The 17,486-nt window shown below is 50.9% G+C and carries 19 protein-coding genes; 14 read left to right on the top strand and 5 right to left on the bottom strand.

Going from position 1 to position 17,486, the window contains the following annotated elements; all coding sequences use genetic code 11:
- The first annotated feature begins 126 nt into the window (after nucleotides 1-126).
- The 12 genes from IPG80_RS15270 (at nucleotide 127) to mgrA (ending at nucleotide 9,746) form a co-directional block, all read left to right on the top strand.
- Entirely contained in the window at nucleotides 127-1,050 is a 924-nt protein-coding gene (locus tag IPG80_RS15270; RefSeq protein ID WP_345108328.1) for an NAD-dependent epimerase/dehydratase family protein, read from the top strand.
- Between the two features lie 57 nt (nucleotides 1,051-1,107).
- A complete protein-coding gene (locus tag IPG80_RS15265) occupies nucleotides 1,108-1,680 on the top strand; it encodes a DNA-3-methyladenine glycosylase (protein WP_345108437.1) in 573 nt (190 codons plus the stop codon).
- Nucleotides 1,681-1,714: 34 nt separating this feature from the next.
- Complete coding sequence (locus IPG80_RS15260; RefSeq protein ID WP_345108325.1) at nucleotides 1,715-2,509, top strand: enoyl-ACP reductase; 795 nt, start codon at nucleotides 1,715-1,717, stop codon at nucleotides 2,507-2,509.
- Between the two features lie 401 nt (nucleotides 2,510-2,910).
- Entirely contained in the window at nucleotides 2,911-3,450 is a 540-nt protein-coding gene (locus IPG80_RS15255) for a polymer-forming cytoskeletal protein (protein WP_345108322.1), read from the top strand.
- Nucleotides 3,451-3,493: 43 nt separating this feature from the next.
- Nucleotides 3,494-4,684, top strand: a complete 1,191-nt coding sequence (locus IPG80_RS15250; protein WP_345108319.1) for a YbaK/EbsC family protein — start codon at nucleotides 3,494-3,496, stop codon at nucleotides 4,682-4,684.
- Between the two features lie 11 nt (nucleotides 4,685-4,695).
- On the top strand, nucleotides 4,696-5,169 hold the full coding sequence (locus tag IPG80_RS15245; protein WP_345108316.1) for a hypothetical protein: 474 nt from the start codon (nucleotides 4,696-4,698) through the stop codon (nucleotides 5,167-5,169).
- A complete protein-coding gene (locus tag IPG80_RS15240) occupies nucleotides 5,166-6,074 on the top strand; it encodes a PH domain-containing protein (protein WP_345108313.1) in 909 nt (302 codons plus the stop codon). The genes IPG80_RS15245 and IPG80_RS15240 overlap by 4 nt, the downstream gene beginning before the upstream one ends.
- Before the next feature lie 74 nt (nucleotides 6,075-6,148).
- Entirely contained in the window at nucleotides 6,149-6,946 is a 798-nt protein-coding gene (locus IPG80_RS15235) for a DUF92 domain-containing protein (RefSeq protein ID WP_345108310.1), read from the top strand.
- A 12-nt stretch (nucleotides 6,947-6,958) separates the two neighbouring features.
- On the top strand, nucleotides 6,959-7,351 hold the full coding sequence (locus IPG80_RS15230; protein ID WP_345108307.1) for a type II toxin-antitoxin system VapC family toxin: 393 nt from the start codon (nucleotides 6,959-6,961) through the stop codon (nucleotides 7,349-7,351).
- A gap of 2 nt (nucleotides 7,352-7,353) precedes the next feature.
- The gene (locus IPG80_RS15225) at nucleotides 7,354-7,581 is read left to right on the top strand and encodes a type II toxin-antitoxin system Phd/YefM family antitoxin (RefSeq protein ID WP_345108304.1); all 228 of its coding nucleotides are present in this window, start codon (nucleotides 7,354-7,356) and stop codon (nucleotides 7,579-7,581) included.
- Between the two features lie 55 nt (nucleotides 7,582-7,636).
- Nucleotides 7,637-8,665, top strand: coding sequence for an aldehyde reductase (locus IPG80_RS15220; protein WP_345108301.1), 1,029 nt, complete (start codon nucleotides 7,637-7,639; stop codon nucleotides 8,663-8,665).
- 91 nt (nucleotides 8,666-8,756) lie between these two features.
- Complete coding sequence (gene mgrA / locus IPG80_RS15215; protein WP_345108298.1) at nucleotides 8,757-9,746, top strand: L-glyceraldehyde 3-phosphate reductase; 990 nt, start codon at nucleotides 8,757-8,759, stop codon at nucleotides 9,744-9,746.
- A gap of 49 nt (nucleotides 9,747-9,795) precedes the next feature.
- Here mgrA and IPG80_RS15210 read toward each other — a convergent pair whose 3' ends face one another.
- The 5 genes from IPG80_RS15210 to IPG80_RS15190 all read right to left on the bottom strand — a co-directional run bounded on the left by IPG80_RS15210 (nucleotide 9,796) and on the right by IPG80_RS15190 (nucleotide 16,012).
- Entirely contained in the window at nucleotides 9,796-11,490 is a 1,695-nt protein-coding gene (locus IPG80_RS15210) for a nucleoside kinase (RefSeq protein ID WP_345108295.1), read from the bottom strand.
- A 70-nt stretch (nucleotides 11,491-11,560) separates the two neighbouring features.
- A complete protein-coding gene (locus tag IPG80_RS15205; RefSeq protein WP_345108292.1) occupies nucleotides 11,561-12,640 on the bottom strand; it encodes a 2-dehydropantoate 2-reductase in 1,080 nt (359 codons plus the stop codon).
- A 61-nt stretch (nucleotides 12,641-12,701) separates the two neighbouring features.
- The gene (locus tag IPG80_RS15200) at nucleotides 12,702-13,349 is read right to left on the bottom strand and encodes a histidine phosphatase family protein (protein WP_345108289.1); all 648 of its coding nucleotides are present in this window, start codon (nucleotides 13,347-13,349) and stop codon (nucleotides 12,702-12,704) included.
- On the bottom strand, nucleotides 13,336-14,298 hold the full coding sequence (locus IPG80_RS15195; protein WP_345108286.1) for a glycosyltransferase family 2 protein: 963 nt from the start codon (nucleotides 14,296-14,298) through the stop codon (nucleotides 13,336-13,338). Before IPG80_RS15195 ends, IPG80_RS15200 begins: the two co-directional genes overlap by 14 nt.
- Before the next feature lie 22 nt (nucleotides 14,299-14,320).
- Nucleotides 14,321-16,012 carry a glycerol-3-phosphate dehydrogenase/oxidase gene (locus IPG80_RS15190; RefSeq protein ID WP_345108283.1) on the bottom strand — a complete coding sequence of 564 codons (1,692 nt, stop codon included), beginning with the start codon at nucleotides 16,010-16,012 and terminating at the stop codon, nucleotides 14,321-14,323.
- Between the two features lie 170 nt (nucleotides 16,013-16,182).
- Here IPG80_RS15190 and IPG80_RS15185 point away from each other — a divergent pair, with 170 nt between their 5' ends.
- Nucleotides 16,183-16,752, top strand: a complete 570-nt coding sequence (locus IPG80_RS15185) for a PadR family transcriptional regulator (RefSeq protein ID WP_345108280.1) — start codon at nucleotides 16,183-16,185, stop codon at nucleotides 16,750-16,752.
- A 91-nt stretch (nucleotides 16,753-16,843) separates the two neighbouring features.
- Nucleotides 16,844-17,476 carry a DUF1295 domain-containing protein gene (locus IPG80_RS15180; protein ID WP_345108277.1) on the top strand — a complete coding sequence of 211 codons (633 nt, stop codon included), beginning with the start codon at nucleotides 16,844-16,846 and terminating at the stop codon, nucleotides 17,474-17,476.
- Nucleotides 17,477-17,486 lie beyond the last annotated feature (10 nt).

The following is a 17,486-nucleotide window of genomic DNA, read 5'->3' as shown; positions in this document are numbered from 1 at the left end:
GAGCTGTTGATGTTCTTCAAACCAACGTAACCTACCGTTTTCCTATCTGGCCTCAACAATAACACACGAACTCATAAACGTCAATCAAAATATGACGGCAAATATTGAGAGTATAATCTCTACCCTATGAACTTTTTAATTACCGGAGCCGCGGGATTCCTCGGCTCTTCGCTTGCAAATCACCTTGCCCGTGAGGGACATCAGGTACGCGGATTGGACGACCTCTCCACCGGCGACCCCAAAGTACTGGCTCCTGATGTTCACTTTACCCGCGGGGATGTAAGCGACCGCCCCAAACTGTGGACTCTTCTGCAAGATGTGGATGTGGTCTACCACGTTGCGGCTCGGGTCTCGGTACAAGAGTCGATCCTGTACCCACGCGATTACAACGCCGTCAACGTAGGCGGAACCGTTGCATTAATGGAAGCCATGCGGGATGTTGGTGTGAAGCGTGTTGTGTTGGCGTCATCCGGCGCGGTTTATGGCGACATGATCGATGGCAGCCTAAAAGAAACAGACATCCCCAATCCACGTTCTCCCTATGCGGTTTCAAAACTTTCTGCTGAATATTACGTCCGCACAATCGGGAATTTGTGGAACATCGAAACTGTCAGTTTACGTATCTTCAATGCCTATGGACCAGGGCAGCATCTGCCGCCATCCCACCCTCCTGTTGTCCCCCACTATTTGCGGCAGGCGCTGCGCGGCGGCACATTGGTTGCACACGGCGATGGAAACCAGACCCGCGATTACATCTACGTGGACGATGTGGTCAGCGCCATGGTTGCTTCAGCGACAGCACCAAACATAAACGGGAAAGTTATCAATGTCGGTTCTGGGGTGGAAACCTCGGTACAGGACTTGGTCAACACCGTCCTGACCGTAACGGGAAGCAAAGCGAATGTGGTTTATAACAACCAAACCTCCGGCGGCGTTTCACGCATGAAAGCAGACTTGACCGTGGCAAAAGAAAAATTACGCTTTACCCCGTCCATTCAGTTGGAAGAGGGTTTGAGATTAACGCTTCAACGAGACACCAGATTTAAGTGATTAAACACAAAGTTTAAAATCTCGACCATCGTGAGCTTGGCGTCCTTTGTGGCAAAAATGATTCTCCCCCGTAAATTCTACAACCGTCCCACCCTAACTGTTGCTCGTGAATTACTTGGCGCGCGTTTGGTTCATATTTCAAACGGCATAAAATTAGTCGGTTTGATCTCTGAGACGGAAGCCTATTTCGGGTTCGATGACCTTGCCAGCCACGCCAAAGCCGGGCGGACGATCCGCACCGACCCGATGTTTGGTCTGCCGGGGCATGCCTATGTGTACTTCACCTATGGCAATCATTGGATGTTAAATGCTGTTACCGAGAAGGAAGGCTTTCCTGCGGCGGTGCTGATCCGCGCGATTCAGCCGCTCGAAGGCGTGGAGGTGATGATGAATCGCCGTCAGGGACGGGATACGTTTGGTCCCGGCAAGCTGACTCAGGCGCTGGGAATCACCAAGAGCCAGAACTATGCCGATTTAACGGAATCAAGCTCAGGTTTATGGATCGAGGCGGGGGTTAAAGTCCCCGAAAAGAGCGTGACGATTGGCGCACGGGTGGGTTTAAATAAAACACCAGAACCTTGGCTATCAAAGCCTTGGAGATTCTTAGTCAAAGAGCCGATACTCAAATAAGGGTATCCAAAACCGAATTATCGAGGAGAGAGTTATGGGATTACTTGAAGGAAAAAACGCGCTGGTCTTTGGGCTGGCAAATGACAAGTCGATTGCCTGGGGCATCATTCAAGCCTTTTTGCGCGAGGGCGCGAACATCGGCATTAGTTATGCCGGTGAGATCATGGAAAAGCGCGTAAAACCTTTGGCTGAAAAAATCAATTGCCAGTGGGTCGAAGAATGCGATGTGACCAAGGACGATCAGATCGAAGCCGTTGTGAAGAAAGCCGAAAAACATTTTGGCAAGATCGACATTCTCGTCCATTCGATTGCTTATGCCGGGCGCGATGAATTGAGCAAACCCTATCATCAGACCAGCCGTGAAGGCTTTCGTGTGGCGATGGATATTTCGGTCTTCTCCTTCGTGGCGTTGACGAATGCCTTCCTGCCCATTATGAATGATGGCGGCTCGATCCTGTGCCTCACGTATGGGTCAGGCGCTGTGAAGGTTGCCCCACACTACAATGTGATGGGCGTTGCCAAAGCTGCATTGGAATCATCCACACGCTATCTGGCGTATGACCTCGGTCCGCGAAAGATCCGCGTCAATGCCATTTCAGCAGGCGCGATCCGCACCCTTGCGGCGGCGGGCGTGGGCGGTTTCCGCGATATGTACAAACACTTTGCAGATAAATCTCCCATGCGCGAGAACGTCACCATTGAAGATGTCGGCGATGCAGCGGTCTTCCTCGCTTCGGATCTGTCGAAGCGCATTACCGGCGAGATTATGTATGTAGACTCGGGTTTCAACATCATGGGCGTGCAAATGGTGGAAGAAAAAGGCGAGTAATTCATAGGGGCGGGCTTCACGTCCGCCCCTTTTTGTTTTAACGGTAAAATTAGGTACTTATCCTATCTTGGGCGTTGGACAAATGAAAATTCAGATCGAACCGCACACATTACAACGGCTAAGAACGCCTGCGTCCCCCCGGGGGTTTTTTCTTTCGGGGGGCCCGTCTCGGGCGCCTGGCACGTGGAAGAAAATGATACGATTATCACCGTAACTGTGTACGTCTTTTACGGAGAATGGAAAGATTGAAATGCAGATAATTTATAACCCGAAATCGCTTTTATATTCTGTGCGGGACACTGGGGGAAGAACACATTGGTAAGAGACTGGACGCCTGCACGCCTTAATCTGAAAGATATCTTTCCGGTTGAATATCAGGTTTCCATGGGAGCAAGTGCTTAATGTTCAAACGCAATCCTACTCCCGCTGAAACCGTACAACCCGTCCAAGCTGTCGAGCGCATCACTTCGGTGCTGGGCTCAGGCGTGATCTGGCACGGGTCCATCAACGGCTCCGGTGGCGTGCGCATCGAAGGCGCATTCGAAGGCGAAATCGCCCTGCGCGGCATGCTCGTGGTCGGCGAGACCGGGCGCGTCACCTGCCAAAACGTGCGCGCCAACACTGTTATTGTCGCCGGTGCGGTGCGAGGGAACATCACCACCCAAAAGCTGGAAATCCGCGCTACGGGGCGTGTGTGGGGCGACGTGGTCACCACTGCCTTCGTGACCGAGGAAGGTGCGTTCCTGCGCGGTCAGATTCGGATGGAAGAATCGGTCGACCTTAATCTCGAGCCGGCTCCTGAAGCCACGCCTTCGGAAGCCGCCCAAGCCGAAGTCATCGCGCAGACGCCGATTCAGATACCCGAACCAGTCCCCGCCCCGGCATCCACCCCTGTAAATACCCAACGCCTACCACGCAAAAAGAAATCGGAAGAATCATAAACTCACCCCTGCCCCTCTCCGATAAGGAGGGGGGAATTTGTATATGAAATACACCTCTCTCTCCATCCAAACCCAACGTGAATTCCCCAACAACGCCCGGACTCAAGGCTTCGGCTGGCTCGTCCGTGCCGGATACATCACCCGTGACAATCAACTCCTGCCGCTAGGCGAACAGATGATTGCTCGATTGAAAAAATGCGACATTAATTCGCTGGGATTGTCTCTTCAGAAAAATGAAAGCGATGTTTACTTTCTGCTTTCCACTGGAAATGTAGAACTCGCCCACTGCCCATCTTGTCAGTACACAGAGCGGCTTGAGCTGGCTCAGTTCAAAAAGACCGCCCTGCCGCGAGAAGAGGAACGTCCGCTTGAAAAAATATCCACGCCTGATTGCAATACTATTGAGGCGTTGGCAGCTTTGCTAAATATCCCCAAAGAAAAGACCGCCAAAGCCTTGATGTTCGTCCGCAAGGCAGATAACAAATTCATCTTCATCGCCGTGCGCGGAGATATGCAACTGAGCGAAGCGAAGCTGAGAAAATTCGTCGGCGAGGTGGCGCTGGCAGATGTAGAATCCATTTCAAAGTCCGGGGCTGCCGCGGGGTATGCATCGCCCATTGGCTTAAGGGATGCGCTCATCCTCGTCGATGACTTGATCCCCGAATCGCAAAACCTCGTGGCAGGCGCGAATGAGGCTGGCTATCACTTATTGAACACGAACTATCCGCGCGATTATGCAGCGGAGATGGTTGCTGATCTGGTGCAAGCTAAAGCTGGCGATGGCTGCCCTAAGTGCGGAAATCCATTAGAGGTTTCATCTGCTATACAAATTGCATCGGGAAGTGAAGTTGATTTTGAGAACCTAATGCTTTCCCTTGCAGAAACTAATCACGATGACAAAGGCTTGACCCTGCCCAACTCTGCCGCCCCCTTTGATGTGTACCTGATGCACGTCCCCGGCAAGACGATGGACACAAAAGCCAAAGCCGAAGAAATTTATAACGCGTTACAAAACGCAGGCACTTCGGTCTTGTTCGACGATCGCGATGAGCGTGCCGGAGTTAAATTCAATGATGCCGACCTGATCGGCTGTCCCGTGCGTCTGACTGTCGGCGAAAAAGGGCTGCAAAATGGAATGGTAGAATTAAAGCGCCGTACATCCAGTGAAAACGGTGCTTTACCGGTTGATAGTCTTTTAAATTCAGAAAACATTGATTTACTAATAAAAAAATAAAGAGGTGACATATGAATAATAAAACCCCATCGTTCAAAAATCTTTATTCTACTGACTATAATATCCAATCGTCTGTCAAAATGATCGTTGGCTCTTTGCTTTTTCAAGTGATTTCTTACTATGGGTTTGAACAGCAGATCGTTCCTCTTTTGGTTGCCATTCTTGCTGCTCTAACTGTGATCGGGATTATCTGGTTTGTGACCCGCTACAACCTCATCATGTCCACCTTCCGCGATGGAATAACCGTCACCGGAAAAATACTCGACCTTGAAACGGTCACTGCAAGCAGCGGCAAAAACAATCGTCGCCGTTACACCTATTATGGAAAATTTACCTACACCGTGCAGGGACAGCCGCACGAGATCCGCATGCGCATTGCAGATAACCCGCATTTAATGGGACTCAAGGAAGAGGAAGATATTGAGTTGGTCTTGCGCGAAGAAAAACCAAAAACTGTCTTCATCAAAATGCTGTACCTTTCATGAACACTGGCTTGTTCCCACCACCCAAGCAGCGTGGACTCCTCATCCACGGCATCATCCTCCTTACACTAAGTGTGGTGGTCGTGGTGGGATTCATCCAACTCACCTCAGCTGATGTAGGCCCCGCCTTCCTTATCTGGCTGCTGGTCTCGCTGGCAGCGTTTGTACCGATTCCATTTTTTGCCTATCGCATCTTTGCCCTGTATCGCGGAAGTTATGAGATCGACCGTGACAGTCTCGCCATCCGCTGGGGGTTGCGTGTGGAAGACATCCCTCTCTCTGAAATTGAATGGATGCGTCCTGCCGAAGACTTGACCCACCCGCTCACCCTGCCAGCAATGCCGCTGCCTGGTGCATTGCTTGGGCTGCGACGCCACCCCGATCTTGGCGTGGTAGAGTTCATTGCAGCAGACCCCAAAAAACTTTTACTCATTGCCACCGCCAAACGTGTTTTTGTCATTTCACCCGAAAATCCTGCCGGATTGACCCAAACCTTCGCCCGAGCCACCGAATTGGGCAGCCTTGCTCCAACAGAAGCAAAATCGGTCTATCCCTCATTTATTGTTTCGCAGGCATGGGAAAGCGGCATGGCGCGTTACTTGTGGCTCTCGGCACTCTTTTTGAACATTGGGTTGTTCGTCTGGTCCAGCCTTATCATTCCCACCACTCCAGAAGTCGCACTTGCTGTTCAAGCTTCAGAAAGCACATTTCAAACTGTGCCTTCCTCACAACTTATGATCTTTCCGGTTGCAAGTCTTTTGCTCGCCGTTGCAGGCTGGATCGCAGGTCTTTACTTCTATCGCTGGGACCGTGAACGTACGCTCGCCTTCATTATTTGGGGTTCAAGCACAATCACCAGCCTGCTGTTCCTTTTAGCAGTTCTGTTCATCATCACCACACCCGTGTAAGATACATCGAAGGTCGAAAGTCAAAAGTCCGACTTCCAATCCCTGCCCTTCGATTTTTTGACTTTCACCTCCCCATGCAACTTCTCCTTGGTTTTCTCCTCGCCCTTCTGATTGCCTTCCTCGCATACAAAGCCCACAGCCTTAACAAAAGCGGAGCCGTCGCCGCCGCCTTCACTGGAACGATCATCTTCGGAGTTGGCGGTTTATCGTGGGCGATTCTATTGCTCACTTTTTTTATTACCTCCTCTGCATTGAGTCGCGCCTTCAAAAAACGCAAAGCCAAACTCGAAGAGAAATTCTCCAAAGGGCACGAACGTGACGCCGGTCAGGTCTTTGGTAATGGCGGTATTGCCACCTTCTTTGCTGCCCTGCATTATTTCTACCCCAACGAACCCTGGGTATGGGTTGGCTTCGCCGCTTCTCTCGCCGCCGTCAACGCCGATACTTGGGCAACCGAACTCGGCGTATTGAATCCCAACCCTCCGCGCATGATCACCAACTTAACCAAAGTCGTGGAAAAAGGCACCTCAGGCGGAATCTCATTAATCGGCACACTCGCCTCGTTGACAGGGTCTGCCCTCATCGGCATTCTCGCCGCCTCCCTCTACGGGACGGCTGATCCAGTTTCTGTCTTCTTTATCGTCACCCTTGGCGGACTCGCCGGTTCCCTGTTCGACTCATTACTCGGCGGAACCGTCCAAGCCATGTACTTCTGCCCCACCGACCAAAAAGAGACCGAGAAACATCCCCTGCACACCTGCGGCACAGAAACGGTTCACATCCGCGGCTGGACGTGGCTGGATAATGATCTGGTCAATTTTTCCTGCGGCGCGTTTGGGGTGGTCGTGGCATTAATAATAGCCATGCTATAATCAAGTTCAATCATGAAAATTGCAGTTGATACTTCTGCCATTATTGCGGTCATTGCTGACGAGCCTGAACGGGCGAAGTTAATAGAGTTAACAAAAAATTCTTCCATCGTTGTACCGCCTTCCATCAAATGGGAAGTTGGAAATGCCTTTTCCGCGATGATGAAGCGTTCAAGAGTGGAGCTTGAACAAGCCATCGAAGCCATTAAGATTTATCAGGAAATTTCAATGGAAGTAGTTGAGATAGACCTCACAGACGCGATGCGGCTCGCAGGGAAATATAACATTTACGCTTATGACGCCTATATCCTGCAATGTGCCATCGAAAATCAAGTTCCGCTCATTACACTTGACAAGGAACTGGCAATCGTTGCCCAAAAAGAAGGCGTTCAAGTTATAGAGGTGTAAAAATGATGATATACACATCTGCAGAAATACAAAAAAAGTTTCCCGAATTACTACAAAAAGCTTTACGAGAAGGTCAAATCCGTTTCATGACCAAAGACGGTCAGGTTTTCACCATCAGCCCGGTAATGCCTATTAAAGATTCTCCTTTTGAAGTTCGCAGTATCAAACTGAACATTACAAGGTCAGACATTCTGGAAGCCATTCGAGAAAGTAGAACAAGATACTCTTAATGCAAAAGCCCTGACAATTCAACCAGTCAGGGCTTTTTTGAAAAGGACATTCATCATGCCATCATCAAAGCCCATTCTCGTCACCGGCGCGAGCAGTTTCGTTGCCATTCACACCATCATCCAATTACTCGAAAAAGGCTACTCTGTGCGCGGAACGATCCGTTCACTTTCGAAAGAAACGGAAGTCCGCGAGGCGGTTGCGAGATTCGTGCAAGCGAATGACCGGCTGGAGTTCAAAGCCGCGGACTTGGAACAGGATGCAGGCTGGGATGAGGCGCTGCACGGCGTCGAATCCGTTCTACATGTCGCGTCGCCTTTTCCCTTGTATGAGCCCAAGCATGAAGATGAACTTATCATCCCTGCCGTACAAGGGACGCTGCGAGTCTTACGTGCGGCGCACAAAGCGGGCGTGAAGCGTGTGGTGCAAGTCTCATCGGTGGCTGCCATTTCATCAGGATACAAAGATAAATTTAGAACCTTCACCGAAGAAGATTGGTCGATCATTGAAAATGAGATCGGCGCGTATGCCAAAAGTAAAACCCTCGCTGAGCGTGCCGCATGGGACTTCATCAACGGCGCAGAGAATACCAACGGCATGGAACTGGTCGCCATCAACCCGCCGCTGATCCTGGGACCGGTGCCGAACAAGAACTTCCGCACCTCAGTGGAATTGATCCGCACGTACATGCTTGGGCAAGTCCCCGGTGTGGGGCGCATCAAAATGGGACTGGTGGATGTGCGTGATGTAGCGTCTGCTATTATTCTCGGCATGACCACGCCCGAAGCTGCCGGGCAACGCTTTCTCTGTTCTGGAGGCATGTTCTGGTTGAAAGATATTGCTGGCATCTTGCACGCCGAATTCTCCGGGCGCGGATATAAAATCCCAACCTTTGAATTCCCAAGTTGGATGGTGCGCCTTTTAGGTCTGTTCGATAAAAAGATTGCGCGTGTCACCGAAGAACTGGATCGTGACTGCGAACAATCCAACGAGAAAGCAAGGCGCATCCTCAAATGGACACCTCGTTCCGGCAAAGAAGCCATCATTTCCATGGCAAATAGTTTGATCGAACACGGCTTTGTATAACACTGTAGGGGCGACCCTCCCAGCGAGAGCAAGTTACATAGCTCAACCTGACGGGTCGCCCCTACGTACGTCATAATAAAAAAGGATCAACATGAACTACCTCCCTTCCACCTCTCGTTATCAATCCATGCAATACCGCCGCTCAGGGCGCAGCGGACTGAAACTCCCTGCTGTATCACTCGGCTTGTGGCACAATTTCGGCGGCGTGGACGTGTACGAAAACAGTCGTGCCATGGTGTTACGCGCCTTCGACCTCGGCATCACGCATTTTGACCTCGCCAATAACTATGGTCCGCCTCCTGGCTCGGCGGAAGAAACCTTTGGGCAAATCATGGCAAAAGATTTACGCCCCTATCGCGATGAACTTGTGATCTCGTCCAAAGCGGGCTATTACATGTGGGAAGGTCCTTACGGCGAATGGGGCTCGCGCAAATATCTCATCTCCAGCCTTGACCAAAGCCTCAAACGTATGGGACTTGAGTATGTTGACATCTTTTATCATCACCGACCCGACCCGGACACTCCGCTCGAAGAGACGATGCAGGCACTTGATTATGCCGTCCGCAGCGGACGGGCACTCTACGTCGCCATTTCGAACTATCCCGCCGATAAGGCACGCGAAGCCTCGCAAATCCTAAAATCTTTAGGAACGCCATGTCTTATTCATCAACCCAAGTACAGCATGTTTGAACGTTGGGTGGAAGATGGGTTATTACAAACATTGAAGGAAGAAGGCATTGGCTGTATTTCCTTCTCCCCGCTGGCGCAAGGCTTGCTAACCGATAGATACCTCGGTGGCATTCCCGAAGGCTCACGTGCTTCCAAAGCGCATGGCTTCCTCAAACCGGCTCACATCACCGATGACAAGATCACCAAGGTGCAAAAGCTCAATACCATCGCCCAGCAGCGCGGACAAACCCTCGCGCAAATGGCATTGGCATGGGTACTGCGTCACGAAACGATGACCTCCGTGCTGATCGGGGCAAGCAAGGTCAGTCAGATCGAAGATGCAGTTGGGATGTTGAGTAAGGTTGAATTTTCAAGCGATGAGTTGCAACAAATCGAAAATATTTTGAAATAAACAAAAGACCTCCGAGGTTTTGAAAACCTCGGAGGTCTGCATTTAAGAATCATCCTCGCCAGATCTTGAAATCTTTCAAACTCGAACCGCCTAAAAATTCACGGACGATGGAGTTGGCGGGGATCAAACTCACATCCAAGGGCAGGAACCAATCGAGAAAGGCAAGCAGCCTGCGGGCTTCGATGTATTCAGGCACATTGTGCGGCACCTGTCGCAGCAACGGTTCGGCGGCGTTCTTAAGTGCAGCCAGTTCATAAACCAACGCTGAGTTAAACATCACATCTGCATTTTCTTGATACGGGAAGATATGCCGCTTCTCGCCGCGCCGCACCGACTCCCAGCGTGAGATGGTGGCTTGTGCAGAATATCCACGTTCACGCGCGTCGCGTACGATGCGGCGGATAAGGCGCGTGTCTGTAGTGGAGACGCGGTTGTGGCGGTCTAGGTTGAGTTGGGTCAAGGCGGAGACATAAAGCCGAAACGCTGAATCAGCCCAATGGTCGGGGATGAGGCGGGGGTTTAATCCATGGATGCCTTCGAGGATGAGCGGTTGTCCGTCGCGCAGCTTGACCACATCCCCATCTTCGCTTCGCCCGGTCTTGAAGTTGAATCGCGGGAGTTGAACTTCTTCGCCGCTGACAAGTTTTTCAATGTCATCTGCGAGGCGCTTGAGATTAAGCGCTTCGATGGCTTCGAAATCATGTTCGCCATTTTCGTCACGCGGAGATTTTTCGCGGTCAATAAAATAATGATCCAACTCAAGCGGATACGGCGAGATGCCGCGCGCCAGCAATTGCACGGCAAGGCGGCGGGACGATGTGGTCTTGCCAGACGATGATGGACCGGCAATCAAGATGATGCGTGAATTTTTTTCTGCGATATGTTGGGCGGTGTCGGCAATGCCTTGCTCATGCAAGGCTTCAGAGACGAGCACGATCTCATCGGCACGCCCCGACTCGATAGCTTCGTTCAATGCGCCAACACTATCGATATGCAGCGTTTCGAGCCAATCACCATATTGACGAAAGGTTCGGATCAATTTTGGATAATCACCCAACGGCTCAAGGGTGGTCGGCGCATTCCGGCGCGGATATTGCAGGATGAAGCCGCCATTGACCTTCTTCAACGCGAACCATTTGAGATAACCCGTGGAAGGGGTCATGTAGCCATGCATATAATCCATGAGACCGTTGAAGGCATAAAGGGTCAGGTATTCCTTGCGGCGATACTTGAGCAGGCGCAATTTATCTTCTTGCCCACGCTGGGTGAAGTAATCGACAGCTTCTTGAATGGGAACTTCGCGGCGTTCGAAGGCATGGTCTTCGGCGACCAGTTTGCGCATTTGTTTTTCGAGCGTATCCAGCTCGGCTTGCGAAAGAGCACTGCGACCTTTGACCTCACAATAAAATCCGCCCGACGAAACGGAATGATCAATATTCAAATAGCCGTCAGGAAAAATCTGCGAGAAGGCGATCTCCAACAGGAAGATGACTGAACGGCGATAAATGCGAGCACCATCGGCGCTGTCCATAGTGATAGGTGTGCAGGTGGATTCAGACTTGATGGGATAGGTCAGTTCGTGGATCTCGTTGTTGATGATCGCTGCCACGATAGGCGCGGTGAAACTATCTTTGATCTGCGCAAGGAACTCACCCACCTGCGTGCCGCGCGGACCGGTTAATGTTTTGCCATTCGGCAGATGTACTTCGACGTTCGGGTTGGGTGGGGTGATGTGGATGGACATTGGACGACAGACGATGGACTATGGACGATAAGCCATTATGGTCAATGGTCCATCGTCCATGGTCAAATTATTACTTCAACTTCTTTAACAATTCCTCTGGCTTCCCAGCGAATTCTTCAAGCGGAATCTCTTTATTTGTTAGCGCAAGCAAGGTTTCGGTGAGAACCTGATTAACAGGCGTTGGAATGCCGCGTGCCTTTCCCTCGCGGACTACTGCCCCGTGAAGGAATTCCACTTCGCTTTGCGGACGACCGGAGTACAAGTCAATGTGAAAGGACGGCATCTTGGCGCCACGTCCGCTGCCTGCGGCTTTGGAGAGGAACGGTTTGGAAAGCCAAAGCGGGAGCTTTGTGGCAAGCGCCAGTAATTTCACCGGCGTTCCAGGCAGATCGGTCACTTCGAGATTCATGGACTTCATCACAGCCAGGCATTCCTTGAGCATGTCTATTTCAAGTTTGTATAAACGTTTATCCGCGAAGACCTGCGCGGCGGTCAGATTAAGAATGGCAGATGTGGGGTTGGATACCAAATTAGTGAGCATCTTCGACCATTTCATGCCCAAGGCATCGGGATACAGGCGGCACTTGAGATAGGCTTTATCCAAGGCGGCGACTAGCTTCTCCGAAAGCGGATGCCCCGCCGCCACACCCACGCCGCGCAACTTTTCGAGGACAATGTCGCCGGGTCCGCGCCTGCCGATGGCAGTGGTGACGGTACCATATACGACCTTATCCGCGCCAAGGGCACGAGCAATGGAAGGTTCGTTCTCAACGCCATTGGAAAGGCAGAGCAGAGGCGGCAGCTTATCAGCGTAAGGCTTAAAACCTTCCATGGCAGAGACAGTATCGAAGGATTTCAAAGCAAAAATGCCTGCATCAAAGGGTCCGAATTTCAAGGCTTCTTCCAATGAGGGCGCGATCACAAAAGCGCGAGGGGCAACCAAGTGCGCATCTTTGGTCTTGCGGCGTTCATCGATCGTTAGGTCAAGGCGCAAGCCTTTGGCGCGCAATTCCTCCACCATCTTCGGCTGTTCCACAAAAACAACCTGATAGCCTGCCAGCGCCAGCGAACCGCCAATATAGGTACCGATCGCGCCTGCGCCAAAGACAAGGAATTTAAGTTCAGAAGATTGTGAAGAAGGGAGGGTCATATTTAATTTTGATTCCAAGGTTAAGATTAATTTATATCGTAGTAATAAGTATCTTTATGCATCACTCGGCATCTGGCCAGTGGGCATGGTCATTGAGCTTATCCACCGCCCAACGATGCTGGTTTGGGAAGTATAGCAACTGGGCAAATGCAGTATTGCCAAAACGAAACCGGACTCCGGCATTGTTTGCCTGCGGCATGATGCCCATCACAGCATGCATGAGCTGGTTTAACATACCACCATGCGAGACGATCAAATAACGTGCAGGCTCGCGTTTGAGCAAGTCATGCAATGCCTGCCCCGCCCGCAGGAACAGTTCCCAATCTCCTTCGCCGTCATTGCCTACTGAGTCGTAGGGCGTGGTGAAATCAGGATGGGTAAAATTCTGGCGCACTTCATGTTGGGTCAGCCCGGCAAAGGCACCATTATCGCGCTCCAACCAAAGCGGCTCGAACTCCACGTTCAAACCAAGTTTGGAAGCAATGATCTCCGCCGTCTCACGCGCCCGCGAAAGCGGACTGGATATGACATAGTCGAACCTTATTTTCTCGCGCTTCCAGCGATCTGCCAGCGCCTGCGCCTGAGATCGCCCACGGTCGGTGAGTGGGAAGTCTGCCTGTCCCTGCCAGCGCGATTCGGCATTCCCCACCGATTCACCGTGCCGAAGGAACGTAACCACAAAGAATTTAGGCTTGTTATTCTCTATCATCAGGTGACTTCCCCTTTATAAGATAGATCGGACGACGCTTGACTTCCTGAAAGATATAGCCGACATACACGCCGATAAACCCAAGCAGGATCATAATGATGCCGCTGGCGATCAGCATAACACCCATAAGTGAACTCCATCCTGGCTCCACTCGTTGGGTATTGCCCGTCACCCACAAAGACAACACATACACAAGCTGCACACCCGCAAGGACAAAGAACGCGAAACCGGCACTCAAACCGATGTACAACGGCGCCAGCGAGAAAGAGAAAATGGCATCCGAAGCAAGCCGTACCATTTTACTGAGCGAATATTTCGATCTGCCTGCAATACGTTCGGGTTCGTGATACGGCAGAATGACGCTGTTGTAGCCCATCCATGAGATCATGCCGCGCAGAAAGCGGTGATATTCGTGCATCGAACGCACACCATTCAAGGCATTGCGGGAAAGAGCACGAAAGTCCGCGGCGCCCTGCAAAACCTGTGTACCGCTGATGCGATTAATAAGCCAATAGAAAAAATTAGAAGTGACCTTCTTGAAGGATGCAGCACGGTCTTCTTCGATGCGCTGTCCTTGTACGATGTCGTAACCTTGTTCGATCAAACTGATCATTTTGGGGATCAATTCCGCAGGGTGCTGCCCATCGCCGTCCATCGAAATCATCACATCGCCCTGTGAGGCGTCCATGCCAGCCGTCAGTGCTGCCTGGTGCCCAAAGTTGCGGCTAAGCTGGAGCAGGGTCACTCTTGGGTCGTTCGCAGAGATGCCGCGAAGTGTATCCTCTGTCCCGTCGCTTGAGCCGTCGTCCACATAGATGAATCGAAAATCGTATGGCAGCGCATCCACCACCTGGCGGACGTCCGCATACGTTTGTACAAGCGCTTCTGCTTCGTTATATACGGGAATGACGAGGTCTATTTGGAGTTTGGATTTTCGCCGTGGAGACATCTACAAGATTCTACCACGCGGCTCACAACCGAACCCGGTGCCTGTCTGCCAACAACCGAAGCGTTCTCTCCGCCTCAGCATTTTTCCGCTCAAGGCTCCAACCGAAGGCATCTGCCAGCAGATCGGCGCATTCGAGCACGGCTTCGCGTGAAAGTTTGCCAAGCATGGCGAGCATGGTACGGCGCAAAAGCAGATCGTCAAGATGTTCCACGCGCTCATACTGCGCAAGGAAGAGGATCTCGCGTTTCGAATAATTCGGCAGGGAGATCAATGGAGCATCGGTAGATAGTTTCATGAACTCGGCAATGGTTTCAGCGCGCGTACCGTATCGGTCAAACAGAGTTTCAAGGCGTTCATGTGAAAGCCCCGTCCACGCGGCAAGACCGTTGATGTATTTTGCGCAGTCTTCACTTGTGCGCGGATAATTACGCCCGCCACCCACAGGCAGGTCGCCTGTGCCTTTATTGCGAGCTATGCCAAGGAATTGCAGCGCCTTATCTGCCACTTCTTCCGAGAAGGCGCGGAAGGAGGTCCACTTGCCGCCGACCAAAGAATAGACCGGGAAGAGCAGATTCGTCCAATCGCCGCTCAGCACTTCGATGTGATGGTCGCGGCTATATTGCCCAGTGGTTTTCGCCACACTATTTGCCAAAGGACGCACACCTGAAAATGCAAAGACCACATGCTCGCGGGTCACTTTGATGGTCGGGAAAACACGCGCAGTCAGTTCGAGGAAGTAATCCACTTCTTCATCCGTGCAGTTGGCATCATCGGGGTGATCGATCTTGATATCAGAGGTACCGATCAACACACGGTCTTGCATCGGGAAGATCAGCACAATGCGCCCATCTTTATTCTCAAAGAAAAATTCGTTGTCGCCAATGGCAGCACGTAATTCGGGGTGCTTCAGGACGAGGTGTGAACCCTTCGTACCACCAATGAACTTGGTGGTCACACCCAGGCTGTGATTGGCAAAGTCGATCCACGGACCAGCAGCATTGATGACCAGCTTCGGTTCAAGTTCAACCGTTTCATCGGTCAACTCATCTCGCAGAATGACCGACTTACCGGAACCACCCACGAGGCTGACGTAATTCAACGCACGGGCGTTCGTATTTTCGGCTTCTGCATCCAGCATGATCTCAAGTGCAAGGCGCTCGGGGTTGGAGATCAGCCCATCATAATAGACCGCTGTGTTGACGATCTCAGGATTCAACTTGTTCCACTTGGAAAGCGACTCGGCACGGGAATAGAACTTGTGGCGCGGCACCGTGCGTTGACTACCAGTGTAGGCATCGTACATCATCAACCCTAGCTTGATAATGACCGAGCCGCGTTCGGAAGGTTTATCGAGCCAGCCCAGGAATTTAAGCGGCGCGTTCAAGAGACCTGAGAGATATTTAAACATCGGAATCGTCGTCGGCAACGGCTTGACGATATGTGGCGCATTCTGGATCATGCGGTTGCGTTCTTTCACCGCCTCACGCACCAGACGAAACTCACCATTCTCAAGATAGCGAATGCCACCGTGTGCCATATGTGAAGATGCTGCACTCGCGCCGGAACAGAAATCTCCCCTATCGATAAGCAGAACGTCAACGCCATTCAATGCCAGGTCGCGGAAGGTGCCAATTCCATTGATGCCTGCGCCCACAATGAGCACAGAAACTTGCGGATTCTTTTTTAGCTGTGAAAGAATTTCAGAACGATTCATCTTAATAACCCTTTGAAATATATAACTTGATTGTACGATGATTTCAATTTTTAGGGGTTATCAAAGTACTTAGTAGGATGTCCTCGAAAAACAGGAGGTTTTAAACTCTTGACAAAAATAATCCTACTTGATAATATTCCTACATAGGAATATACAAACATAGGAGCAAAATGCCACTCGAACATGCCATTCTTGCATTCATTGAATTTCAACCCATGACCGGCTATGACCTGAAAAAGTATTTCGATGTTTCGGTTGTTCATTTCTGGTCTGCCACCCAAAGCCATATTTATAAGTCGCTGGAAGGGCTGGAGAAAAAAGGCTGGGCAGAGGCGAAGGTCATTCCACAGGAAGGAAAGCCCAACAGAAAAGAGTATCAGATCACGACGGAGGGAAGAAGCGAACTGCGTCGCTGGCTGCTCACTCCCCTACCTATGGAACCCGTCCGCGACGCTAATTTGATCCAAATTTTCTTTTCGCACTTCAGCAGTAACGAGGAAATCACGGCTTTGCTGGATGTTCGTATCAAAGAAATTAAAGAACATCTTCATCTCTTGAAAACTTCGGTGCAAACCGGGCTGGATGAAAACGCAAAACGCATCGGTGTGGAGCGCGCCCGCCAACTCTGGCAGATCACGTTGGATTACGGAATTGCGCATTTCGAATTTGAACTGGACTGGTACGAGAAAACACGAAAAAATATTGAAAATCTGGCGCCGCTAATGCCGCCGAAACAATAACCCATAACGAAAATAAGTAAAAAAAAATAAAAACCGCCTGCTCCCAGGACGGTCTATTAAATGCGCCTTGTGCGCGAAAGGATAGCAAAAAATGAAAGTAGGAACTGCGATCAATATTCACAAAGCATTGGTTACCCCTGTAGTCTTGGGGCTGATGTGGTACTTCAATAACTGGAGTACAGAAGCATTTATTTACCTTGCCATTCATGGCAGCTATAGCATCCTCTGGCTGGTCAAGGATTCAATCTACCCCGACAAGCGCTTTGAAGAAAAAATGCCTGCTGCAATTGCGATTATTTTTGTCTTCCTGCCGCTGGCTGGATATTACGCAGCCCCATACCTGCTCATCAGCCGCCATGTGACATTAAACCCGCCGCTTATCGGGCTGGTGCTGGTCCTGTATATCTTTGGCATTTTCCTGCACTATGTCGGCGACGCGCAAAAACATTACACCCTGCAATTCAAAAAAGGGTTGATCGATGAAGGCTTGTTCAAATATACCCGCAACCCCAATTATCTCGGCGAGATCATGATCTACGCGGCGTATGCGACCCTATCTTTGCACTGGCTGCCGTTCGTGATCTTGAGCGGATGGGTCTTCGGTTTCTTCATTCGCAACATGCTTTCAAAAGATAAATCGCTTTCACGCTACCCGCAGTTTGCAGAATACAAAAAGAAAAGCGGGTTGTTGTTTCCAAAAATCTTTTTTGGAAAACGTTCATAAAGTCACCCTC

Source organism: Candidatus Villigracilis vicinus, assembly GCF_016702885.1.
GTDB classification, from domain to species: domain Bacteria; phylum Chloroflexota; class Anaerolineae; order Anaerolineales; family Villigracilaceae; genus Villigracilis; species Villigracilis vicinus.
The sequence above is the reverse complement of the archived record's forward strand: the minus strand, read 5'-3'. Positions and strand labels throughout refer to the sequence as shown.